This window comes from uncultured Reyranella sp. (genome assembly GCF_945957355.1).
GTDB lineage: Bacteria > Pseudomonadota > Alphaproteobacteria > Reyranellales > Reyranellaceae > Reyranella.
This window is the reverse complement of the sequence record NZ_CAMFKM010000018.1, coordinates 19,764-40,376: the sequence shown is the minus strand read 5'-3', so window position 1 is coordinate 40,376 and position 20,613 is coordinate 19,764. Positions and strand designations below refer to the sequence as shown.

Genomic DNA, 20,613 nt, shown 5'->3' with positions numbered 1-20,613 from the left:
GTCATGCGGTGTCGCAACAAGAAGATCGCGCCACGGGAGTGGCGCGCCCCCAGCGCTCAACATGCCATCGCTCCGATCACCTTCGCCCGGACCTTCCATTTCAGGCGGTCCCACCAGGTGGCGTTCTGGACGATGTCGGCCTTGTAGAAGGACGGGCAGAGCACGGCGGCATCGGCCACCTCGCCGCACAGGCCGCAGCCGACGCAGCCGTTGTTGACGCTGGCCACCGGGTCGCTGCGCAGCGGATCCGGGCTGGGCTTCACCACCAGCGATGGGCAACCCGAGAGCCGGATGCAGGAATGGTCGCCGGTACAGACTTCGTCGTCGACACCGTAGCGCGTGCGCACGACCCGCTCGCCGCGCTTCAGCTGGGCGGCGATCTGCGGGCGGATGCGGCGCTGGCGGGCGAGCTGGCACTCGCCGTCGGCCACGATGACCTTGAGGCCCTTGTCGTCGGTGCTCATCGCTTCGCGCAGGGTCTTGAGCATCGTACCGACATTGTAGGTGCGAACGGTGCGCAGCCAGCCGACACCCATCGCCTTCAGGGTGGCGGCGATGTCCGACGTCGTCTCGCCGTCGCGGCGATTGCCAGAGGTGTTGGGAATGAACTGCGCGCCCGTGGCCGAGGTGTAGCCATTCTGCATGATGACCAGCACGCGGTCGCCACGGTTGAACATCGACGAGGCGACGCCGCTCAGCAGCCCGTTGTGCCAGAACCCGCCGTCGCCCATGACCGAGATCGTGCGCTTCTGCATCACCGGGGCCACGGCGCCCGCGGCCGCCAGCGACATGCCGAAGCCCAGGATCGAATTGCCGAGATTGAACGGCGCCAGGGTCGCGAAGGAATGGCAGCCAATGTCGCTCGAGATATGGACCTTGCCGACCTCGCGCTCGAGCAGCTTGATGGCCGAAAAGACCGGCCGCTCGGGACAACCGGTGCAGAAGCCCGGTGGCCGCAATGGCAACGGCCCACCCAGCAGGCGTTGCGCCTCGGCGCGTCCGGCGCGGGCGGCCTCGAAGCGTTCACGCGGCTTACTGAGGTCGATGTCGTTGGCCGATTGGGCGAAGAATTTCAGCAAGCCCTCGGTGACCACCTCGGCGGTGTACTCGCCGGCCATCGGCAGCACATCCTTGCCGTAGACCTTGGTGTCGATGTCTCGCTTGCGCAGGATCACATGGATCGCCTGCTCGATATAGTCGGGCGCGCCCTCCTCGACGACCAGCACGGCGCGCTTGCCCTTGCAGAAGTCGGCGATCTGGTCGGGCGCCAGCGGATGCGTGACGTTCAGGACCAGGGTCGGGACCTTGCCCTCGACCTCCAGCCGGTCGAGGCCGCGCACCAGCACATTGGTGATGCCGCCTTGCACGATGATGCCGAGATCGGACCGCTCGCCCGGGAGGTGTTCGTTCAGCCCGTTCTCGACGATGAATCGCTCGGCGGCGGGCTGGCGGACCTCGACCTTGATCTTCTCGTGCGCATAGGTCGACGGCGGGTGCGAGATGCGGTCGTAGTTGTGGGCTGCGGGTTCGGCGAGGCGCCGGTTGCGCGAAATGGCGGGCGGCACGTTGTCCCTGGCCACGAACTCGCCCGTGACGTGGCAGGCGCGGATGCGCAGCTCCATCATCACCGGCGTGTTGGTCGCTTCCGAGAGTTCGAACGCCTTCTCGGTGCATCGCACGATGGTTGGCAGCGACGGGCGCGGGTCCATCAGCCAGACCGAGGACTTCAGCGCATAGGCCTGGGTGCGCTCCTGGATGACCGAGGCGCCCTCACCGTAGTCCTCCCCGACCACGATCAGCGCGCCACCGATGACGCCCGGCGAGGCGAGATTGGATAGCGCATCGGCCGCCACGTTGGTCCCGACGATCGACTTCCAGGTCACGCAGCCGCGCATCGGATAGTTGATCGAGGCGCCGAGCAGCGCTGCGGCGGACGATTCGTTGGTGCAGGTCTCGAGATGGACGCCGAGTTCGTCCAGAAGGTCCTGCGATTCGACCAGCACGTCGACCAGGTGCGAGACCGGCGCGCCCTGGTAGCCGCCGACATAGGCGACGCCGGATTGCAGGATCGCCTTGGTGACGGCGAGGATGCCCTCGCCGCGGAAAACCTCGCCGTTCCCCAGCCGCAGGGCGCGCACTTCTTCAGCGAAGGAACGTTCGGGATTGGTCCGCTGGGAGACGGGAAGCTGAGCCGCCGGCTGGTCGAGCATGGCCAAAGTATAGGGGCGGCTAACGCCGGACGCGACGATCCCGTTTGGAATCCCGCACGCCCTCGCGACGCGCCTTCGCCAGGAGAGCGCGAAACGGCACGAGAAGTTTCTCCCGCACCGCAGCATCGCCTTCGAGCACCTGCAGCGACAACGCCACCGCCTCCAGGGTCGACACGGCATCGGGCCGCGCCTCGCGCCGCAGGTCGCCGTAGAGCGACGGGCCATCGGGCACGACGACGAAGCGGCGCAGCTTTGTCAGCCATGCATTGCGCCACCACAGGGCTTTGGCCTGCGCCCAGTTGCCATCGAGCGCGATCAGCCCCTTGAGGCCGGTGCGCGCCGCTTCCTGGTCGGCCAGCGGCTGGCCCTTGGCGTCGATGGCGACCAGGGGAGCCGCCTGCCCCCTGGTCTGCGCCGAGCCGAGATAGAGCACGCCCCAGTCACGCGGCTCCGCCGGCTCGCCCAGCGCTTGGGCGAGATTGCGCCACGACAGGCCGACCACGACCTTGGCATGGACCAGCGAACCGGACAGCAGGCGCGCCGTGCCCAGCACGCGGTCCTGCTCCTGCGGGTGCTGCAGCACCAGGATCGAAACCTTGTTGTCCACCGTCTCCGACATGGCCGACATATAGCCGGCCGGCTAGGGTTGCGCGATGCCCTCTGCCTCCGACGTTGCCACTCTCGTATTCGATAGCGTGACCAAGCTGCCGCCCGAAGCCGACGGCGCAGTCGTGATCGGCGCCAGTCACGCCGCCGTCTATGCCGCCTACATGTCCGCGAAATTCGGCTGCCGCGCCGCGATCCACCACGATGCCGGCATCGGCAAGGACGAGGCCGGCGTCAGCGGCCTCGCCTATGCCGACAGGCTCGGCATGGCGATGGCGGCCGTGGCAACGGCAAGCGCCCGCATCGGCGATGGCGCCGATCTGCAGGCCCGCGGCATCATCAGCCGAGCCAACGGGCTGGCCATGGCCTGCGGCGTGGTGCCGGGCATGCAGGCCCGCCAGGCGGCCGAGTTGCTTAAGCAGGCGCGGTGGCCGCACACGATGCCGCCCGCCAAGGGCGAGAGTCGTCATGAGAGGGACGGCGCCGTCTGCGCCGATTCGGCCACACTGCTGGTTCCCGGCGATCGCGGTCGCGTGGTCGCGACCGGCAGCCATGGGGCGCTCAACTCGTACAAGGCGACGGCGCCGTTCCGGCCGCTGCTGCTGATGTTCAACGATGCCGGCTTCGGCGCCGACCGCGGCGGGGTACTGGCACTGCCCGAACTCGACAAGGAAGGCATCGCCGCTCTCGCAGTCGCAACGCAATCCGCCCGAATCGGAGATGGCCGTTCCACCTTGCAGGACGGAACGATTTCCGACGCCAACGAAGCCGCATACCGGCTTGGCGCGAGGGTGGGAGGCTCCGCCCTTGCACTGGCGCGCGCGCTGGCCGAAAAGTCTGGACAAAGCTGAACGGGAGACGCTTGAGGCATGGCCGTCGTCAATGTGAAGTCGGAGATCGCCGGCAATGTCTGGAAGATCCAGGTCAAGGTGGGGGATCTGATCGAGGCCGAGGGCGAGATCGTGATCCTCGAATCGATGAAGATGGAAATCCCGGTTTTGTCGCCCAAGGCGGGCGTGATCAGGGAGATCAAGGTCAACGAAGGTGAGGCGATCGGCGAAGGCCAGCTCGTGGCCGTGCTCGATGCGTAACAGCGTCGTCGCAGTCGAACTGGCGCGACTCTGGGCGCCCGACAACCTCCGCCGTTCCGCCCCCGGCATCGCCCTCTGCGCCGTCATTGCCGCCGTCGCCTACTATGCCGACACTAGGAGCCTGCTGCGCTTCGGCGCGGTCTGGGTGCCCCCACTGATCCTGACCCTTGTCATCGGCATGGCCCTGCAGCCGCTCTCGTCGAAGGGCGTACTGAAGCCCGGCCTCGAATTCGCCGGCCGCACCCTGCTGCGCATCGGCGTCGCCCTGCTGGGCGCCCGGCTAACGCTGGGTAACCTCGTCGAGGGCGGCGCACTGCCCATCCTCGTGGCCATCGCAGCGGTCGGCTGCACCATTGTGTTCGGCGCCTGGGCGTCGCGCCTGTTCGGCCTCAGCCGGAATTTCGGCCTGCTCACCGGCTGCGCCACCGGCGTCTGCGGGGCGGCGGCCGCAATGGCGGCGTCTGCCGTGCTGCCCAAGCACGAGAACTCGGACCGCGACCTCGCCTTCACCGTGATGGGCGTCAACTTCCTCAGTACCGTGGTGATGGTGATCTATCCCACCCTGCGCGAGGCGCTCGGCTTCTCGCTGTTCGAAATGGGCGTGTTCCTGGGCGGGGCGATCCATGATGTGGCGCAGGTCGCGGGTGCCGGCCAGACGATGGGCCCGCAGGTGCTGAGCGACGCGGTGATCACCAAGCTGCTGCGGGTGGCAGCCCTGCTGCCGGCCATCGCCGGCATCGCCTGGTGGGTGGCCAGGAGCGGCGGCCCGCAGACCTCGGCGCGGCCGACCCCGCCGGTCTTCCTGTTCGGCTTCCTGGCGCTCGCCGCGCTGAACTCGCTGGGCGTCATTCCCGCCGCCGTGCGTGACGCGGTTGGCCACGTCTCCGCCTTCCTGATCATCACCGCCATCGCGGCTCTGGGTATGAAGACGTCGCTGCTGGCGCTGGTGCGCATCGGCATGGCCCCGGTGATGCTGCTGATCACCGAGACGATTTTCGTCGGCCTGCTGGTCGTCGGCCTGATCTACGGCTTGCGGGCCGCGGGACTTTAAGTCCCGGGCTTGGTGCCGGTGGCCTTGACCACCGCGCCCCAGGTGTCGATCTCGTTCTTGATGAACTCGGCGAACTGGATGGGTGTCCCCGGCGCCGGCAGCGCCGCGCGTTGCTCGATCTGCTTGATGACCGCATCGTCGTTCAGCAGGGCCTGCATGTCCCGGCTGACCTTGGCGACGATCTCCAGCGGCGTGCGCGCCGGCGCCGCGAGGCCCGACCAGCCGGCAGCATTGAAGCCCGGGATGGTGGCGGCGATCAGCGGGATCTTGTCGAGTGGCGGCGGCGCCGGCCGTGACGTCGTGACGGCAATCGCCTTGATGCGTCCGTCCTTGATGGCGTTGAGCGCGGACGCGGTGCTGTCCATCATCAGCTTGACGTGCCCCCCGAGCAGGTCGGCCATCGCCGGCCCGCTGCCCTTGTAGGGAATGTGCACGATGTCGACCCCGGCCTTGAGCTTGAACAGCTCCATGGCGAGATGCTGCGAGGTGCCGGGCCCGGCCGACGCGTAGGAAAGCTGGCCCGGCTCCTTCTTGGCGAGCGCGATCAGCTCGGCCAGCGTGTTCACGGGCAGGCTGGGATGCGCCACGATGACCAGCGGCACCAGGAAGATGTTGGAGATCGGGAGGAAGTCGGTCAGCGGCTTATAGGGCAGGTCGGGATAAAGGCTCGGATTGACACCGAACGTGCCACTCGACACGACCATCAACGTGTAGCCGTCGGGCGCCGCCATCTTCCCGTACTCGGTGGCCGGGATGCCGCTGCCGCCAGCCTTGTTCTCGACGATGACCTGCTGCTTCCACTTCTCAGACAGCTTTTCCGCCATCAGGCGCGCGAAAATGTCGGCGGCCTGTCCCGGCGGAAACGGCACGACGAAGCGCACGGGCTTGTTGGGCCACGCGGATTGCGCGATTGCCGGTCCGGCAAGCGATGCGCCGGCCGCGCCAGCGAGCGCCAGGACATGGCGACGCGTCGGATTCATTTCTGGAGCCTCCCAGTTCGTTTCAGGTGACAGGTTAGCATAGGCCCCCGAAAATGACCTCATGACAGGCAACATCCAGATCGCTCTGCCCCGCGATACGACGGATTACGACGCCATCGCCGAGCTGGTCCGGGAGTATTCGGGATCGCTCGGTTTCTCCCTCGACTACCAGGGTTTCGAGGCGGAACTTGCAGACCTCCGCGCAAAGTATGGCCCGCCAGGCGGCGCCCTGCTGCTGGCGCGGGTCGACGGCGAACCGGCCGGTACCGTTGCGCTGCGACAGCTGGAGCCCGGCATCGGCGAGATGAAGCGGCTGTATGTCAGGCCGGACTTCCGCAGGGAGCGCACCGAAAGCGGCAATTCCATCGGTCGCGAGCTTGCCCATCGCATCGTCGAGACGGCGCGGGCCTGCGGCCATCGGCGTCTCAGGCTCGACACAATCGGTCCCAAAATGGAGGCGGCGATCAAGCTCTATCGCACGATGGGCTTTACCGAGATCGCGCCCTACTACCCGAGCCCGGTGCCCGGCACCGTCTATATGGAGCTGGTCCTTTGACCGATCGCTTCTACGAAGATTTCAACGTCGGCGACCGCTTCGTGAGCGGCGGCATGACTATGACCGAGGCCGCGATCGTCGACTTCGCCCGCCAGTGGGATCCGCAGCCGTTCCACACCGATCCCGCGTTCGCTGCCACGTGGACTTTCGGCGGGCTGATCGCCTCAGGGCTTCACACGATGGCCGCAACGCTGCGCCTTTGGCTCGATCTCGGGGTCTTCCGCGCGTGCAGCCTGGGATCGCCCGGCATCGGCGAAGTGCAGTTTCCCCGTCCCGTCCGCCCCGGCGACACGCTGCGCGTGGTGACCGACATCGTCGACCTTCGGCCGTCCACCTCGAGGCCCGACCGCGGCATCGCGCGGCTGCGCCAGGTCACGATCAACCAACGCGACGAGCAGGTGATGGAACAGGAGACGACGGTTTTCCTGAAGCGGCGCCGGGCCGCCTAGCGCCAGGCGAAGACCGGCTGCTCGTAATGGTCGACGCGTGTGTGGCGGCCGGCCAGTGCCACTTCCCGGAACTGGAACAGCAGGGCTGCGGTCGGCGCGTTCACCGTGGCGACCGGCAGCGGCAGGCGGATGATCGGCCGGTCGGATTCCTCGATCGCGACGACTTCCGGCGAGCCGTCCCGGAAGAGTTCGTTGCAGGCGATCCGATAGGCGCCCGCCACCTCGGACGGATTGGGCGTCAGGGTCACACCCGGTGCCCATACGACAACGGGCGCGATCAGGTAGCCGGAGCGCGTCGGATAGTCGTCGAGCGTGCCCAGTATATCGTCGGTCGAGGCCAACACGCCCAGCTCCTCGTGCAGCTCGCGCAGGGCAGTCTGCTCGACCGTCTCGCCGGGATCGACCCGCCCACCCGGGAGGGCCCACTGGCCGCCGTGGGCGCGCAACTTCGGGGTTCGCCTAGTCAGCAGGAATGCAGCCTCGCCAGGTTCATCGGCCTCGGCGATGACGATCGCCACGGCCGCCCGCTTCAGGTCACCGGCATCGACACGGCGGCGCAGGTCGAAGCGGCCGAGGCGGGCCCTGACGTCGGCGCGCAACGCCTGATCCAACGGGAAGGACTTCACGCGCCGACGGGTCTCCGGAAGGTCCAGACCACGGCGGGCGGCACGTTGAGCCAGATACGCGGCCCGTGCGTGCCAACCAGCCGCAGTTCCTGCGTGAGGGCCCGTGGCACAGGCTGCGCAGGGCCATATGTGAACTGCACCAACGCCCCGCCGCGCGGCAGGGCCTCGAACACGCCGTGCACGATGCCCCGCACCACCTCGGCCGGCAGCGACAGCAGCGGCAGGCTCGAAACGACGGCGGAGACCGAGTCGATTCCCTGCTCGGCCAGGATCTTCGGCAGGCGGGCGGCGTCGCCTTCGACGATCCGGGGACCGGCGAAATGCCGGCGCAGAAAAGACGCGAGTTCAGGCTCGCGCTCGACCAGGGCCAGCCGGTCGGCCGGTATGCCGGCCGCCAGCAGCGCCTTGGTGACCTCACCCGTGCCAGCGCCCAGCTCGATGACGTGACCGTCACGCCCCTTCATCTCGGCCAGGGTCGCCCGCGCCATCGCCGCGGCGAGCAGCCGACCGCTCGGCACGACCGCGCCCATGGAAAATGGATTGCGCAGCCAGCGCTTCAGGAAGAGGGCGGTACCGGCGCGCGAGTCGAGACCGGCACGAGACTCGATCGGGGGCATGGGCGAAACGCTAACAGACGCCTTTCCAGGTCGACAGGAAAAAGCAGCCGCTCCCTATTGCGCGGGTTGCATGGCAGATGCCGCCGTGGCGGCCGGGGCCGGCGCCTCGAAGGCCGGCTCGGCATGCCGCATCTGCTCCACCGCGTTGACGATGGAGACGTAGACGGCGGCCACGTAGGGCAGCGACTGCACGATCATGAATACCGACCACAGGCGGGCCTCGGGATCGACCACTCCGTTGCCGAACCACAGCACCGCCGCCGCGATCCACAGGAGGACGGCCAGGACCGCCTCGCCGCGCGCCATCCCGAGCGCCATGCCCAAAGTCGCGCGTTCGTCCATCTTAGGCGTGCGCATGAACGGCAGGCGGCTAGTCGCCAGCCCGTAGATCACCGCCCGCCCCACCGTATAGGTCAGCGCCAGGCCGGCCAGGGAGGCGCCGATGCTCTGGCGGAAGGTACAACGCACGCGGTCGAAGTAGAGACCGAACGAATAGAGCAGCTTGAAGACGAAGATGCCGATGGTCGGCGCGATGAATTCCGACGGTGGCAGGCCGACCGGCTTCATGCCGAACAGCGGCGGCACGACGACTGCCAGCACCCAGACCAGCCCCGCCCAGGTGAAGATGAGGTTCAGCGCGTCTGCGAACCAAGGCAGCCAGCCGGCGACGAAATGATACTTCTGCCAGAAGGTGAGCTTGGTATCGCCCAAGAACATCTTGCCGGCATGCGCCTTCATGATCTGCATGGCGCCGTAGGCCCAGCGGAAACGCTGTTTCTTGTAGCCGGCAAAGTGGTCGGGCGTCAGGCCGTGGCCGAACCGCTCGCGGCTGTACATCGCACCATAGCCCTTCTCCATCAGGCGCAGGCCGAGCTCGGTATCCTCGGTGATGCACCAGGTCGCCCAGCCGCCCATCTCTTCCATGCAGGAGCGGCGCACCAGGGTCATCGTGCCGTGCTGAATGATGGCGTCGTACTCGTTGCGCAGGCACATGCCGATGTCGAAGAAGCCGGCATATTCCCAGTTCAGCATTTCCTTGAAGCGGTCGCCGCGCCAATCGCGATGATCCTGCGGCGCCTGCACATAGCTGATCTTGGCGTCGTCAAAGTACGGCACCAGCGCCTTCAGCCAGTCCGGGCGCACCATGTAGTCGCTGTCGATGACCCCGATCACCTTGGCGTCGGGCGCGGTCTGGCTCAGCACGAAGTTGAGCGCGCCGGCCTTGAAGCCCTTCATCACGTCGAAATGGAAGAACTTGAAGCGCTCGCCGAGCTGGGCGCAGTAGTCCTGCACCGGACGCCACACCGCCGGATCCTTGGTGTTGTTGTCGATCACGATGACTTCGAAGTTCGGATAGTCGAGCCCGGCCAGCGAATCGAGCGTCTGCATGACCATCGCCGGCGGCTCGTTGCAGATCGCCAGATGCAGCGAGACCTTGGGCCACTCGCGGTTCGACGGCTGGCGGGCGATCATCTCCGCGGCCGGCAGCGCCTCGCGCGTCCAGCGGCCACGCCAGATCGTCTCCGCCATCTCGAGCGCCTGCACGAGCGCCATGCCCAGGCTGGCCACCAGGAAGAAGGCAAGCACGCCCCAGCCGATCATCTCCGAGGCGACCATGTAGGTGCCGGCCGCAACCGACGCGCCATAGGCCACAGCGCTCGCCGAAAGGGCCAGCAGGGCGCAGAAGCCCACCTGCCCCGCCATGCCGAGGCGTGGCCAGCGCCACAGGAAAAGCAGCATCAGCGGCAGCGATGCCGCCAGCGACCACGCCGCACAGGAGAGCCACTGCGGGAAGGTCTCGATCGGCCCCGTCCAGGCGAACTTGGGCTGCCGATCCGCATTCCAGAGCCCCCAGTAGCCACCCGCCTTGCCTTCCAGGTCGTAGGATTTCCACGGCTGGTCGACGGCCTCGACGACGAAGGTGTCGATGTTCTGCGAGCGCAGCCACGCCACCATGTCGCGCACGTTCTTTGCCTGCTCGGCCGGCGTCGCATCCTTAACCACGCCCGAACCGGGGCTGCGCCGCGAGGCGCCGTTCGACGGCCAGCCGACCTCGGTCACGATGATGTTCTTGTTCGGGTAGAGCTTGCGCAGGAGGCCGATCTTTTCCTTCACGTACTCCAGCGGCGTGGAACTCGACTGCTCGTCCCAGTACGGCAGGATATGGACGGCGAGATAGTCGACCTCACGCGCGAGCTCGGGATAGCGCTCCCAGACGTGCCACGGCTCTGCGGTGCTGACGGGCACCTTGACGTTGCGCTTGACGTTGCGGATCTCGCGGATGAGTTGGGCCGGGCTGGTGGCGTTGGGGTTGCGCAGGTCCTTCTCGCCATCAAAACGCAGGATGTTCTCGTTGCCGACCAGGACGCGCTCGATATTTGGGTTCTGGTTGGCCATGCGGATCAGCGCGCCAGTCTCCTCGGCGTTGACCTCGCTCGCCTCACGGCCGAACTGCAACTTGGCTTCGTTCGGACTGTAGATCCAGGCGCCCGGCACCAGCTTCAGCCCGTACTTCGCAGCCAGCGCCGGCATCACGTCGCCGCCGTCGGTGGTGCGGTAGGTACGGACGTAGTTGACCTTGCCGCCCAGCATGGCGAAGTCGCGCTCGATCTGATCATTGCGCGGCTTGATCTGCGGTGCAGGCGCCTCGTTCACGGCGGTTCGCAGGAAGCTCCAGAGGCCGCTCGCCTTGCCTTCGAGCGGATCCTGATCCTTGGCCCAGGGCGCATAGGTGACGCCATGGAGCGGACCCTCGACGTTCGCCGCCGTCACACGGCTGTCGAGCAGGCGCCAGCCCACCAGAGTGGCCGCTACCGTAAAGAAAAGAACCAGGCCCCGACGCATCATGAAGAGACGATTGCTCCGGCAACGCCGCCGGTGGTGAACGCTCGCTTCGGGATCGCGGTCGCATGTCTCCTGCGGACGACACTCGCCGACGCAAGGACCGTGCCCGGATCGACTCTCCAAGCGAGCCGACTACCACGCAGTGCGGCGGACCTCTTCGAGGTTTCCTTGCGCCCGATTTCCTCGACGGCGACCCTTCGCAGTCGGTAAGGCGACACGGGCGATCTATAGCCTGCGCCTCCCGGTACGGTAAAGAGACCGAAGGGGATGATGGCTAAAATGCCCAATTCTTTGCTGGCCTTGACGCCCGTCCTTCGCCAAAACGCCACAAACCATGAATGATCAGGATCCCGCCGCAGCCCCCGTAGCGATACCCGCCTCTCTCCGCGCAACCTATCGCGCGGCGGATCGTTACGGCCTTCTCGAGCGTGCGGGAGCGCGGCTGCGTTACGCTTGGTGGAATGCCTTGGGCGTGGCCCGCGGTACCGTTGTCATCCTGACCGGTCGCGGCGAATTCATCGAGAAATATGCCACCGAGGTGGTGGGCGAGCTCCTGGAACGAGGCTTCGCGGTGGCGGCGCTCGACTGGCGGGGCCAGGGCCTGTCCGACCGGCCGCTGCCCGACCGCGGCAAGGGACATATCGACCACTTCTCGACCTACATGGCCGACCTGCGGCTATTCCTCGACACGATCGTTACACCTGACGCTCCCCGCCCGGTGATGGCGCTCTGCCACTCGATGGGCAGCCACATCGCAATGCGGGAGTTGGCGGAGAACGGGACAGGTCCCTTCTCCGCTGCCCTGTTCGTGTCGCCCATGACCGCCCTGCGCCGGGAAGCCATGCTGCGTTCGGTCCTGATGATCATGCCGGAGGTCCCGGCGGTCGAGGAGCGCTACCTGTTCGGCACCGGACCCTTCGTCCTGCTGGCCCGGGAGTTCGCCTCCAATTTCGTCACCCATGACGAGCGACGTTACCGCTTCACTGAGGACTGGTTCACGGCCGATCCCCGCCTGTCGCTGGGCGGTCCGACGCTGGGCTGGTCCCGCCAGGCCGTCCGGTCGATGACGGCCGTCCATGCCCCCGGCTACCTCGAGCGAATCGACCTGCCGGTCCTGCTGATGACGGCCGGGGAGGACAGGCTGATCGATTCCCGGTCCCACGCCCCGCTGGTCGCCCGGCTGAAGCGCGGCGAACACTTCACGATCGGCCACGCCCGCCATGAGATCATGATGGAAACCGACGAGATCCGGGCCCTTTTCTGGGAGGGCTTCGACCGGCTGGCGAAGGGTGTCCTGATCTGATGACCGAAGTGCAGATTCTGGTGACCGCCGTCGCGTTCGTCATCGCCGGCATCGCCAAGGGAGCGGTCGGAATCGGCCTTCCGCCTATCGCCGTGGGTCTGATGACGCTGGCCGTCCCGCTCGAGGACGCGCTCGCCATCATGACTATTCCGACCCTGGTCACGAACATCTGGCAGGCGGCCTACGGTCACGGGCTGCTGCGCCTTTTCCGCCGCTTCTGGACGCTGGCCCTGACGGCGACTATCACACTGATCCTCGTCGCCGCGACCCTCGACAAGCTCGGCTCGGCCCAGGCCTCGGCCTGGCTGGGCGTCATGCTGGTTCTCTATTCGACCATCGTGCTTCTGGCGTGGCGGCCCCGGGTCTCGCGCCAAGCGGAACGGTGGATGAACCCGCTGATGGGCATCGCCAGCGGCGCCGTCGCCGGCTTCACCGGCATCGCGGCCGTGCCGTTCCTGCCCTACATGCAGTCGCTGGACATCGACAAGGACGACCTCGTCCAGGCGCTAGGCATCCTCTTCATCTTCCTGATCGGCTCGCTGACCTTCGCGCTGTTCCGCCAGGGCGCCTTCGACGCCACGAATGTCGTGGGCGGGATTGTCGCCATCGTACCGACCTCGATCGGCGTGTGGCTCGGCCAGAAGTCGCGCAATGCCCTGTCGCCGGAGATGTTCCGCCGGGTTTTCCTGATCGGGCTGCTGGGCCTCGGGCTGCACATGGCGCGTGGCTTGCTGTAGGCTGACGCGATGTCACTTCCTCCCTTCAAGGTCACGATCTGCGGCATCCCCGAGCTGCCGCAGCACTGCGCCGTCGGTGTCAGCCACGTCCTCTCGATCATTGATACCCACGAGCCGCGTCCGCCTGCGCTCGACGCCTATTCCGGCATCGATCACGAGTTGATCCGCTTCGACGACGTGGTGGCGGAGTACCCGGGCTTCGAGGCCTGCACGCCTGCGCACATCGAGAAGGTCCTGGCCTTTGGCGAACGCGTGCACGCGCGGCCTGACGGTCACGTGCTGGTGCATTGCCACGCTGGCATCTCGCGCTCGACCGCTGCCGCGGCCATCCTGATGGCACAGAACGCTCCCGGCCATGAGGAACAGGCCTTCCTGAAGTTGCTGGACCTGCGCAAGCACGGCTGGCCCAACACCCGCATGGTCGAGTTCGCCGACGCACTGCTGAACCGCGACGGTGCGATGCTGCGCGGCCTGGTCGCCTACCGAAAGGCGCTGCTCGAAGTGAAGCCGCACCTCAAGGAAGTGGTCCGTAACATCGGCCGCGGCCACGAGATTCCGTAATCATCGTCAGGACCGGTGGAACACCAGCGTCCGGACCTCAATGCTTTCGCGCGGCGCCGCATCCGCGGGCGCCGTCGGATCGGTGAAGGCGCTGTGTGGTGTGTAACGCGCCGGCACGCCAGTCGAGGTATCGCAGCATTTCAGCAGCAGCGCCTCGTCGGCGCGCATCTGCGGCACCTAGTACCAGCGATGCGCCGGATTGAACTTCACCGAGTAGGTCTCGCCGACCCGATGCGGATAGACGAGATCCGATGGCATCAGGTCGTCCAGCGCGATGGAGGTCGCGTCGCAGACGGCGAGCGGTGAATCGAGCAACGGCCCCTTGATCGGTCGCCACAGGTTGACGACCTGCACCCTTCCCTTCAGCAACTCCTCGGCTTCGTCGGGCAGGAGATCGCGGACGCGTTGCGGACCCGACCGGGCCGTATGGTCGATATGGACGCCGCGCACCGGCTGACGGGGCGCATCCGCCGAGACCTCGGCGTCGGGCACGCGGCGGCGGGTCGAACGTGTAGTTCCGCGGCCGCTCAACCATCGGCACGAGATAGTTCATGTCGGCGACGACGCTCGACAGGTTGGCGAAGACGTCGAGTTGTTGCTGCAGGTTCATGGTCCAGGACCTCCGAAGATGTTCGGATGATCTTGGGCTCGCTACACTTCGGCGCCATGGAGAAGATGTGCGGCGCCACATGAAGAGACGTTATTCGAAAGGAAAATCTCTTCTGTTGCGCCGCACGCGCGTAGCAGGAACGCGTCTTTAGCGCGCCTTCATCGGCAGGCTGGCCAGATGCATGCCGGCGTCGACGATCAAAAATTCGCCGGTGATGTTGCTGGCGCTGGTCAGGAAGAACATCACGGCTTCCGCCATCTGCTCGGGCGTGCCGGCCTGGCGCAGCGGCGTGTTCTGCTCCTGCCCCATCTTCATCTTGTTGTAGTTCTCCTCGCCCATGCCGCCCAGCAGCCAGCGCGTCTGGATGAAGCCCGGGCAGACCGTGTTGACCCGCACGGCCGGCGACAGCCAGCGCGCGAGCGTAAGCGTCAGGGTGTTGAGCGCGCCCTTGGAGCAGGCATAGGGGATCGAGCTGCCGACCCCCATGACGCCGGCGATCGAGGAGATGTTCACGATCGAGCCGCGAGCCTGATCAGCCTCCCACTGCTTCTTCATGATCGGGAAGACGGCGCGGCTCATCATGTACGGGCCGGTCACGTTGACCCGCAGGATGCGATCGAAGTCCTCCGGCGTGACGCCGTCGAGGTCGCCCTGGTTCTGAAACTTGGTGGTCCCGGCATTGTTGACCAGGCCATCGATGCGGCCCCACTTCTTCATGGTTTTTTCCGCAAGCTTTCGGCAGTCGGCGTCCTGGCCCATGTCGGCCTGGACGAGGATCGCCTCGACGCCCTTGGCCTTCACCGCCTCGTAGGTCTCGTCCGCCTCTTTCCTGCTCTTGGTGTAGTTGATCGCGACATTCCAGCCGCGCTCCGCCAGGTCGAGCGCGCAGGAGGCCCCCAGCCCCGTCGCCGAGCCCGTCACGATCGCCACCTTGTTCGATTTCGCCATGTCGTTTCTCCCGATATCTGCGGCACCTGTCATAGGCTAGGATCGGGTCCCAAGGCAAAGAAGCGAATGGTAAGCGGGAACATGGCCAATCTGTTTTCGATGAAGAAGCGCGTCGCCCTGGTGACTGGTGCGTCGCGCGGACTGGGACGCGACATGGCGCTGGCCCTGGCGGACGCCGGTGCGACCGTGCTCTGCGCCGGCCGCACCGTGAAAGAGCTCGACGCAACGGCCCGCGCCGTCACCCGCAAGGGCGGCACGGCGCATGTCGTCCCGCTGGACGTCACCGACGAGGCGGATGTCGTCGCCAAGGTTCGCGCCATCATCTCCAGGCACCGCCGCATCGACGTTCTGGTGAACAATGCCGGGATCGTCCATCGCCAGGACATCGTCGACACCGCAACGGCGGATTTCCGCAAGGTGATCGAGACCGACCTCGTGTCGCAGTTCATCGTCGCCCGCGAGGTCGGCCGCCACATGCTCGTGCGCAAGTACGGGCGGATCGTCAACATCTCGTCGGTCATGGCGGTCCTCGGCCGCGCCTCGGTGGCGGGCTACGTCTCGGCCAAGCACGGGCTCGTCGGCCTGACCAAGAACCTGGCGGCCGAATACGGGCCGCATGTCACCGCGAATGCAATCGCGCCCGGCTACATCCGGACCGAACTCAACGTGCCCCTCCAGCAGAACAAGGACTTCAGCGACATGCTCGAGCGCCGCACCGCGGCCGCGCGCTGGGGCAAGCCCGAGGATCTGCGTGGCGCCCTGCTGCTGCTCGCCTCGGACGCCGGCGCCTACATCACCGGCCACACGCTGGTGGTCGACGGCGGCCTGACGACCATCCTCGCCTAACCCATGACCGGTATTCCACGCTGGGCGATGCTGCTGCTGGCGGCGGCGCTGGTCCTGTACGGCATCGCGGCGTCGCAGGGCTGGATTCGTGATCCGTCGCTCGCAAAGGCCGACTATGTCGGCACGATCGACGTCTCGGCCGAAGACGCGAAGCTGTACCGCGCCGTGCCCTTCGAATGGCAGGTGACCAGCACCGCCGGCAGCTTCAAGGGCAACGACACGGCCCATGTCCGCATCGATCCGTCGGGGGAACGCACAGTGCTCTGCGGCTGGGTCCTGCTCGACAAGGGCGGCGCCTCGATCCGGGCGACGCGCTGGCTGAGCGAGGCGCGACTCGCCGTGGGAGACATCAAGGTCACGACGCTGTTCATCGCGCCGGTCGACAGGAAGCCGGGGGACGGGCTCAACGCCGGATGCCTGCGCCTCGACGAAGGGATCAAACCCGCTGCCGATGCCGCGCTCAAGCTCGAAGGTGCTGCGGTCCGCGAATAGATACGCTTGCTCACAGAAAGAATACCATGCTGCCCAGACAAGGCGTCACCCAGGAACTGGCCCACTTCATTGTCGACACGAAGTGGGACGACCTTCCCGAGAAGGCCCGCCACGAAGCGAAGCGGGCCCTGCTGAACTTTTTTGCCGTCGCGATCGCCGGCTGCCGCACCCAGCCTGTCGAGCTGGCGCTGCGGACGCTGGGCGAATTCTCGGGCGGCCGGCAGGCCACGATCGTCGGGCGGCCCGAGCGCATCGACCCGCTGACGGCCGCCTTCCTGAATGCGGCGGGCGCCAACGTCTTCGACTATTGCGACACCCATCTGCCGACGGTCGTTCACCCGACATCGCCGCTCGCCCCGGCGCTGTTGGCCCTTTCCGAGATCCGCCGCGTCACCGGACCTGAACTCCTCTTGGCCTTTGCGCTGGGCTTCGAGATCGAGTGCCGGGTCGGCGGCGCGATATCGCCCGGTCACTATCCCAAGGGCTGGCACATCACCTCGACCTGCGGCGTGTTCGGTTCGGCGGCGGGCGCGGCCAAGCTCCTCAGCCTCGACGTCGAGCGGACCGTGTGGGCGCTGGGCAGCGCCTCAACCCAATCGTCGGGCCTCTGCGAGTGCCTGGGCTGGCCCGCCAAGAGCGTCAGCGTGGGCAACGCCGCGCGCAATGGCCTGTTCTCGGCGCTGCTAGCGGAGAAGGGCTTCGCCGGCCCGCCCGAGCCGATCGCCGGCGCGCAGGGCTTTCTTGCCGCCATGGGCGAGCCGCCCGACTGGAAAGCCCTGCTCGACGGTCTGGGCGGGGACTGGCAGGTCACTCACAACTCGATCAAGCCCTATGCCGCGGGCTTCGTGATCCACCCACTGCTCGACCTCGCGCTCGACTGGCGGCGCGCCCATCCGGACGTGGCGGTCGAGCGGATCGCCGTACGCGGCAATCCTCTGCTCCTGCAGCGCACCGACCGGGCCGACATCGCCACGGGCCGCGAGGCCCAGGTCAGCCTGCAGCATTGCGTGGCGGCGGCTCTCGTCTTGGGCAAGGCCGGCCTCGACCAGTTGACCGATGCCTGCGTCGCCGATCCCGCCATCAAGGCGCTACGGGCTCGGTTCGAATGCGCGAGCGATGACGGTATCTCGACCATCGCCGCGGAGATGGACATCTGGACCGCCGACGGGAAGAAGCATGCGCTGTCCACCCAAGCGGCGCGCGGCAGCTCGTCTAACCCGCTGAAGGATGCCGAGATCGAGGCCAAGCTGCGGGACGAGGCCAGGCGCTGGGAGCCGGACCACGACATCCAGCCGCTGATCGACGCCGTCTGGGCGCTCGACCGCAGCGAGGATGTCTCCTCGCTGCTGGCGCTGGGGGTGCCTACTCGACGGTGACGTTGGCGGCTGCCGCGACCGCCTTCCAGGTCGCGATGTCCTTCTGGATGAAGGAGGCAAAGGCTTCCGGCGAGTTCCCGACCGTCTGCATAGCCTGCTTCTCCAGCAGTTCCCTGGTGGCGGGATCGGCCAGTGCCTTCACGATCTCGGCGTTCAGCTTCTTGATCACGGCAGGCGGGGTCTTTGCGGGTGCCAGGATGCCGTGCCAGGCCAGAGCCTCGAAGCCGGGATAGCCGCTCTCGGCGACAGTCGGCACTTCCGGCGCCACCGGTGAGCGTTCGAGGCTGGTGACGGCCAGCGCGCGCAGCTTGCCGGACCTGATGTGAGGCAGGACGCTGATCGGATCGCCAAACACGACGTTCAGCTGACCGCTGACGAGATCGCCGACCGCCAGCGCCGTGCCGCGATAGGGCACATGGGTCATCTTGAGCCCCGCCTTGCTGTTGAACAGCTCGGCAACGAGATGGTTGGCCGCGCCGACGCCGGTTGAGCCGTAATTCATCGCACCGGGCTTGCTCTTCGCCAGCACCACGAACTCCTTCAGGGTTTTGGCCGGCGACTCGGAATTGACGACCAGGATGTAGGGATAGGCCGTCGTCATGGTGATCGGCGCGAAGTCCTTCACCGGATCGTAGGGCAGCGTCTTGTAGACGGCCGGATTGATCGAGATCGGGCCGGACTGGCCGAGCAACAAAGTGTAGCCGTCGGGCTCGGCCTTGGCCACGAGGTCGGTCCCGACGATCGAGCCGGCGCCGCCCTTGTTCTCGATCACAATCGGCTGGCCGATATTCTCGGAAACCCTCTTGGCGACGATGCGTGCCACGGAGTCCGCGCCACCGCCCGGCGCGTAGGGCACCACGAGCTTGAGCGGCCTGGACGGGAAATCCTGGGCGCAAACCGGTACCGCCACCGCCGCCAGGACCAGCGCGCAGGCAGTACGCCTCATCATCGTCTTCATTGTTTCCTCCAATGGCTCTTCAAGGCGCCATCGTTGTGAATACTGCCGGCATTCGCTACAAAAATATCGGCATGGGGCAAACTGGCGAGCAATGGTCGAGGGGAACACTTGCCGATCTCGCCCTGCTCGTGATCGGCAGCAGCGCCATGCTGATCGCCCTCATCCTGTGGTTCGACAATGCGCAGGGCGGACTGACCGGCAATGGCGTCTTCAAGAGCCTCGAACTGAAGCCGTGGGTGGTCGATCCGGCGAACGCGCCGCTCTACCCGTCGAACTATCTCTTCTATCCCGCCTACGGCGCGCTCTGCCGGCTGCTCGACCTGCTGGGTGTCTTCGCCGGCGATCCGCGGCGGCAGCTCACGATCCTCAATGCCGTCAGCGCAAGTCTCTGTGTCGGCGCGGCCTATCTGCTCGCGCGGGCGGTGACGGGCGACCGGATCATTGGCTGGCTGACGGGCGCGTTCCATCTCGCGACCAGTCACGTGATGTTCCTCGCCATCGTCAACGAGGACATCATGCCGAGCTACACGGTGATGTTCGCCGCGATGGCGCTGGGCGCGGTGTGGCTGGCGCGGCCGACGGTGGCGCGCGTCGTGGCAGTCTCGGTCCTGTTCTCGGCCGGCTGGCTGTTCGAATGGCGACTGATGTTCCCCACCCTGCCGGCGATGCTGGCCGCCCTCTGGTTCTGCGAGCGGCGCTGGTCGCTGCGCCTTGCCTGGATCGCGCTCTTCCTCGGCACGATGGCCGCCACAGCCGCACTCGTTGCACTGGCCTGGCACGGGCACCCGGGCGCCGTCGGCCCATTCGATCTCATCTGGACAGGCAAGGCGGTGCGCTCGGTGTGGGCCGGCTTCACCTGGCCCAAGGTCGGCTACCTCTGGGACGGAATCGTCGCCTACCTGCTGGGAACGGGCGTCACCACGTTCGATGCCGTTCCCGGGTGGGATATCTGGCGCTTCGTCGCGACCTTCTGGCTGATCGGCATCGCCTGGGTGGCGGGCTCGGCCCTGTGGCCGACCCGAGGCGACGGGCAGACCCGCGCCCTCGTCGCGGTGTTCGGCATCACCTTCCTCGCCGGCGAGGTCTTCAACCTCTATTCCCAGCCGCAGGACCCGCAGATGCAGGTCAACGTCATGGCCTGGGTGACACCGGCCTGGGCGCTGGTACTGCTGGCCACGCGCCGGCGCTGGCCCGCGCGCGGTCTCGCCGCGATGACTGCCGTCACCGTGGCGCTGTTCGCCTACAACGTCTGGAGCATCGCCCCACTGCGCGGCCTCGACACCAAATGGCGCCTCGCGATCGAGCGGCTGGAGCAGCAGGGCGATCCATCACGCACGGTGTTCCTGCTGCACGACTTCGACTGGACGATGGTCTACGCCTCGCTGCACTGGGGCACGTCGGAGCCGGGCGTCGCCGGGCTTGGGCCCGCGCCGCAGGCGTTGCCGAAGTTCAAATGGATCGGCTTCACCGGCGACGTGCTGCGACATCCTGACTGGAGCGCCGAGCGGCATGTCGAGTCGCTGCGGCGACAGATCGATCGTGCGATGGAGCTGGGCTACGCGGTGCTGGTCGTGCGCCTATGGGACATTCCCGAGGCACAATTGCTGACCGAGACCGGCATGGTGGCGGACGCCGGCCGCCTCGGTGCGCTGCAACGTATGCTGCGCACCGACTATGTCGCGACGCCGGCACCGGTCGATCCGGTCGCGGGGTCCGTCTACCGGCTGCAGCGCGCCGCCGGCCGCTAACGGG

The 20,613-nt window shown here is 66.9% G+C and carries 20 protein-coding genes and 1 pseudogene; 12 read left to right on the top strand and 9 right to left on the bottom strand.

Annotated elements, in window-relative coordinates:
• Nucleotides 1–56 precede the first annotated feature (56 nt).
• Together Q0Q48_RS23715 and Q0Q48_RS23710 are read right to left on the bottom strand one after the other, a co-directional pair.
• Entirely contained in the window at nt 57–2,210 is a 2,154-nt protein-coding gene (locus Q0Q48_RS23715) for an indolepyruvate ferredoxin oxidoreductase subunit alpha (protein ID WP_295143604.1), read from the bottom strand.
• A 19-nt stretch (nt 2,211–2,229) separates the two neighbouring features.
• Nucleotides 2,230–2,829 carry a tRNA-uridine aminocarboxypropyltransferase gene (locus Q0Q48_RS23710; protein WP_295143599.1) on the bottom strand — a complete coding sequence of 200 codons (600 nt, stop codon included), beginning with the start codon at nt 2,827–2,829 and terminating at the stop codon, nt 2,230–2,232.
• Nucleotides 2,830–2,863: 34 nt separating this feature from the next.
• Here Q0Q48_RS23710 and Q0Q48_RS23705 point away from each other — a divergent pair, with 34 nt between their 5' ends.
• The 3 genes from Q0Q48_RS23705 to Q0Q48_RS23695 are packed head-to-tail and all read left to right on the top strand — an operon-like array spanning nt 2,864 to nt 4,958.
• Entirely contained in the window at nt 2,864–3,667 is an 804-nt protein-coding gene (locus Q0Q48_RS23705; RefSeq protein WP_295143595.1) for a hypothetical protein, read from the top strand.
• Between the two features lie 18 nt (nt 3,668–3,685).
• The gene (locus tag Q0Q48_RS23700; RefSeq protein ID WP_295143592.1) at nt 3,686–3,907 is read left to right on the top strand and encodes a biotin/lipoyl-binding carrier protein; all 222 of its coding nucleotides are present in this window, start codon (nt 3,686–3,688) and stop codon (nt 3,905–3,907) included.
• Nucleotides 3,900–4,958 (top strand): putative sulfate exporter family transporter, encoded by a 1,059-nt coding sequence (locus tag Q0Q48_RS23695; RefSeq protein ID WP_295143589.1) that lies wholly within the window; start codon nt 3,900–3,902, stop codon nt 4,956–4,958. Before Q0Q48_RS23700 ends, Q0Q48_RS23695 begins: the two co-directional genes overlap by 8 nt.
• Here the strand turns inward: Q0Q48_RS23695 and Q0Q48_RS23690 are convergent.
• A complete protein-coding gene (locus Q0Q48_RS23690) occupies nt 4,955–5,938 on the bottom strand; it encodes a tripartite tricarboxylate transporter substrate binding protein (protein ID WP_295143587.1) in 984 nt (327 codons plus the stop codon). The two genes, Q0Q48_RS23695 and Q0Q48_RS23690, sit on opposite strands and share 4 nt — an antisense overlap.
• Nucleotides 5,939–5,999: 61 nt before the next feature.
• Between Q0Q48_RS23690 and Q0Q48_RS23685 the strand changes: the two genes are divergently transcribed.
• Together Q0Q48_RS23685 and Q0Q48_RS23680 are read left to right on the top strand one after the other, a co-directional pair.
• On the top strand, nt 6,000–6,494 hold the full coding sequence (locus Q0Q48_RS23685) for a GNAT family N-acetyltransferase (RefSeq protein WP_295143584.1): 495 nt from the start codon (nt 6,000–6,002) through the stop codon (nt 6,492–6,494).
• The gene (locus Q0Q48_RS23680) at nt 6,491–6,943 is read left to right on the top strand and encodes a MaoC family dehydratase (protein ID WP_295143581.1); all 453 of its coding nucleotides are present in this window, start codon (nt 6,491–6,493) and stop codon (nt 6,941–6,943) included. The genes Q0Q48_RS23685 and Q0Q48_RS23680 overlap by 4 nt, the downstream gene beginning before the upstream one ends.
• Here Q0Q48_RS23680 and Q0Q48_RS23675 read toward each other — a convergent pair.
• Genes Q0Q48_RS23675 through Q0Q48_RS23665 form a run of 3 tightly spaced genes read right to left on the bottom strand, consistent with a single transcriptional unit; the run spans nt 6,940 to nt 11,033 of the window.
• Entirely contained in the window at nt 6,940–7,569 is a 630-nt protein-coding gene (locus Q0Q48_RS23675) for a CoA pyrophosphatase (RefSeq protein ID WP_295143578.1), read from the bottom strand. The two genes, Q0Q48_RS23680 and Q0Q48_RS23675, sit on opposite strands and share 4 nt — an antisense overlap.
• Nucleotides 7,566–8,186, bottom strand: a complete 621-nt coding sequence (locus tag Q0Q48_RS23670) for a hypothetical protein (RefSeq protein ID WP_295143574.1) — start codon at nt 8,184–8,186, stop codon at nt 7,566–7,568. The genes Q0Q48_RS23675 and Q0Q48_RS23670 overlap by 4 nt, the downstream gene beginning before the upstream one ends.
• Nucleotides 8,187–8,240: 54 nt before the next feature.
• The gene (locus Q0Q48_RS23665; protein ID WP_295143571.1) at nt 8,241–11,033 is read right to left on the bottom strand and encodes a glycosyltransferase; all 2,793 of its coding nucleotides are present in this window, start codon (nt 11,031–11,033) and stop codon (nt 8,241–8,243) included.
• A 469-nt stretch (nt 11,034–11,502) separates the two neighbouring features.
• On the opposite strand from Q0Q48_RS23665, the gene Q0Q48_RS23660 reads away from it, so the two are divergent.
• The 3 genes from Q0Q48_RS23660 to Q0Q48_RS23650 are packed head-to-tail and all read left to right on the top strand — an operon-like array spanning nt 11,503 to nt 13,631.
• Nucleotides 11,503–12,333 (top strand): alpha/beta fold hydrolase, encoded by an 831-nt coding sequence (locus Q0Q48_RS23660; RefSeq protein WP_295143568.1) that lies wholly within the window; start codon nt 11,503–11,505, stop codon nt 12,331–12,333.
• Nucleotides 12,333–13,070, top strand: a complete 738-nt coding sequence (locus Q0Q48_RS23655; protein WP_295143566.1) for a sulfite exporter TauE/SafE family protein — start codon at nt 12,333–12,335, stop codon at nt 13,068–13,070. Before Q0Q48_RS23660 ends, Q0Q48_RS23655 begins: the two co-directional genes overlap by 1 nt.
• Before the next feature lie 9 nt (nt 13,071–13,079).
• The gene (locus Q0Q48_RS23650; RefSeq protein WP_295143563.1) at nt 13,080–13,631 is read left to right on the top strand and encodes a protein-tyrosine phosphatase family protein; all 552 of its coding nucleotides are present in this window, start codon (nt 13,080–13,082) and stop codon (nt 13,629–13,631) included.
• Nucleotides 13,632–13,637: 6 nt separating this feature from the next.
• Here Q0Q48_RS23650 and Q0Q48_RS23645 read toward each other — a convergent pair.
• Nucleotides 13,638–14,138: pseudogene (locus Q0Q48_RS23645) on the bottom strand (CmcJ/NvfI family oxidoreductase); the annotation flags it as partial.
• 250 nt (nt 14,139–14,388) lie between these two features.
• Nucleotides 14,389–15,189, bottom strand: coding sequence for an SDR family oxidoreductase (locus Q0Q48_RS23640; RefSeq protein WP_295143560.1), 801 nt, complete (start codon nt 15,187–15,189; stop codon nt 14,389–14,391).
• 81 nt (nt 15,190–15,270) lie between these two features.
• Here Q0Q48_RS23640 and Q0Q48_RS23635 point away from each other — a divergent pair, with 81 nt between their 5' ends.
• Genes Q0Q48_RS23635 through Q0Q48_RS23625 form a run of 3 tightly spaced genes read left to right on the top strand, consistent with a single transcriptional unit; the run spans nt 15,271 to nt 17,903 of the window.
• Entirely contained in the window at nt 15,271–16,035 is a 765-nt protein-coding gene (locus tag Q0Q48_RS23635; RefSeq protein WP_295143557.1) for an SDR family oxidoreductase, read from the top strand.
• Nucleotides 16,036–16,038: 3 nt separating this feature from the next.
• Nucleotides 16,039–16,527 carry a hypothetical protein gene (locus Q0Q48_RS23630; RefSeq protein WP_295143554.1) on the top strand — a complete coding sequence of 163 codons (489 nt, stop codon included), beginning with the start codon at nt 16,039–16,041 and terminating at the stop codon, nt 16,525–16,527.
• Between the two features lie 26 nt (nt 16,528–16,553).
• Complete coding sequence (locus Q0Q48_RS23625) at nt 16,554–17,903, top strand: MmgE/PrpD family protein (RefSeq protein WP_295143551.1); 1,350 nt, start codon at nt 16,554–16,556, stop codon at nt 17,901–17,903.
• Here the strand turns inward: Q0Q48_RS23625 and Q0Q48_RS23620 are convergent.
• Nucleotides 17,890–18,861, bottom strand: a complete 972-nt coding sequence (locus Q0Q48_RS23620; RefSeq protein ID WP_295143549.1) for a tripartite tricarboxylate transporter substrate binding protein — start codon at nt 18,859–18,861, stop codon at nt 17,890–17,892. The genes Q0Q48_RS23625 and Q0Q48_RS23620 overlap by 14 nt on opposite strands.
• A gap of 71 nt (nt 18,862–18,932) precedes the next feature.
• Here Q0Q48_RS23620 and Q0Q48_RS23615 point away from each other — a divergent pair, with 71 nt between their 5' ends.
• Nucleotides 18,933–20,609: a hypothetical protein gene (locus Q0Q48_RS23615; RefSeq protein ID WP_295143547.1), complete on the top strand. Its 1,677-nt coding sequence runs from the start codon at nt 18,933–18,935 to the stop codon at nt 20,607–20,609.
• The last annotated feature ends 4 nt before the right edge of the window (nt 20,610–20,613 follow it).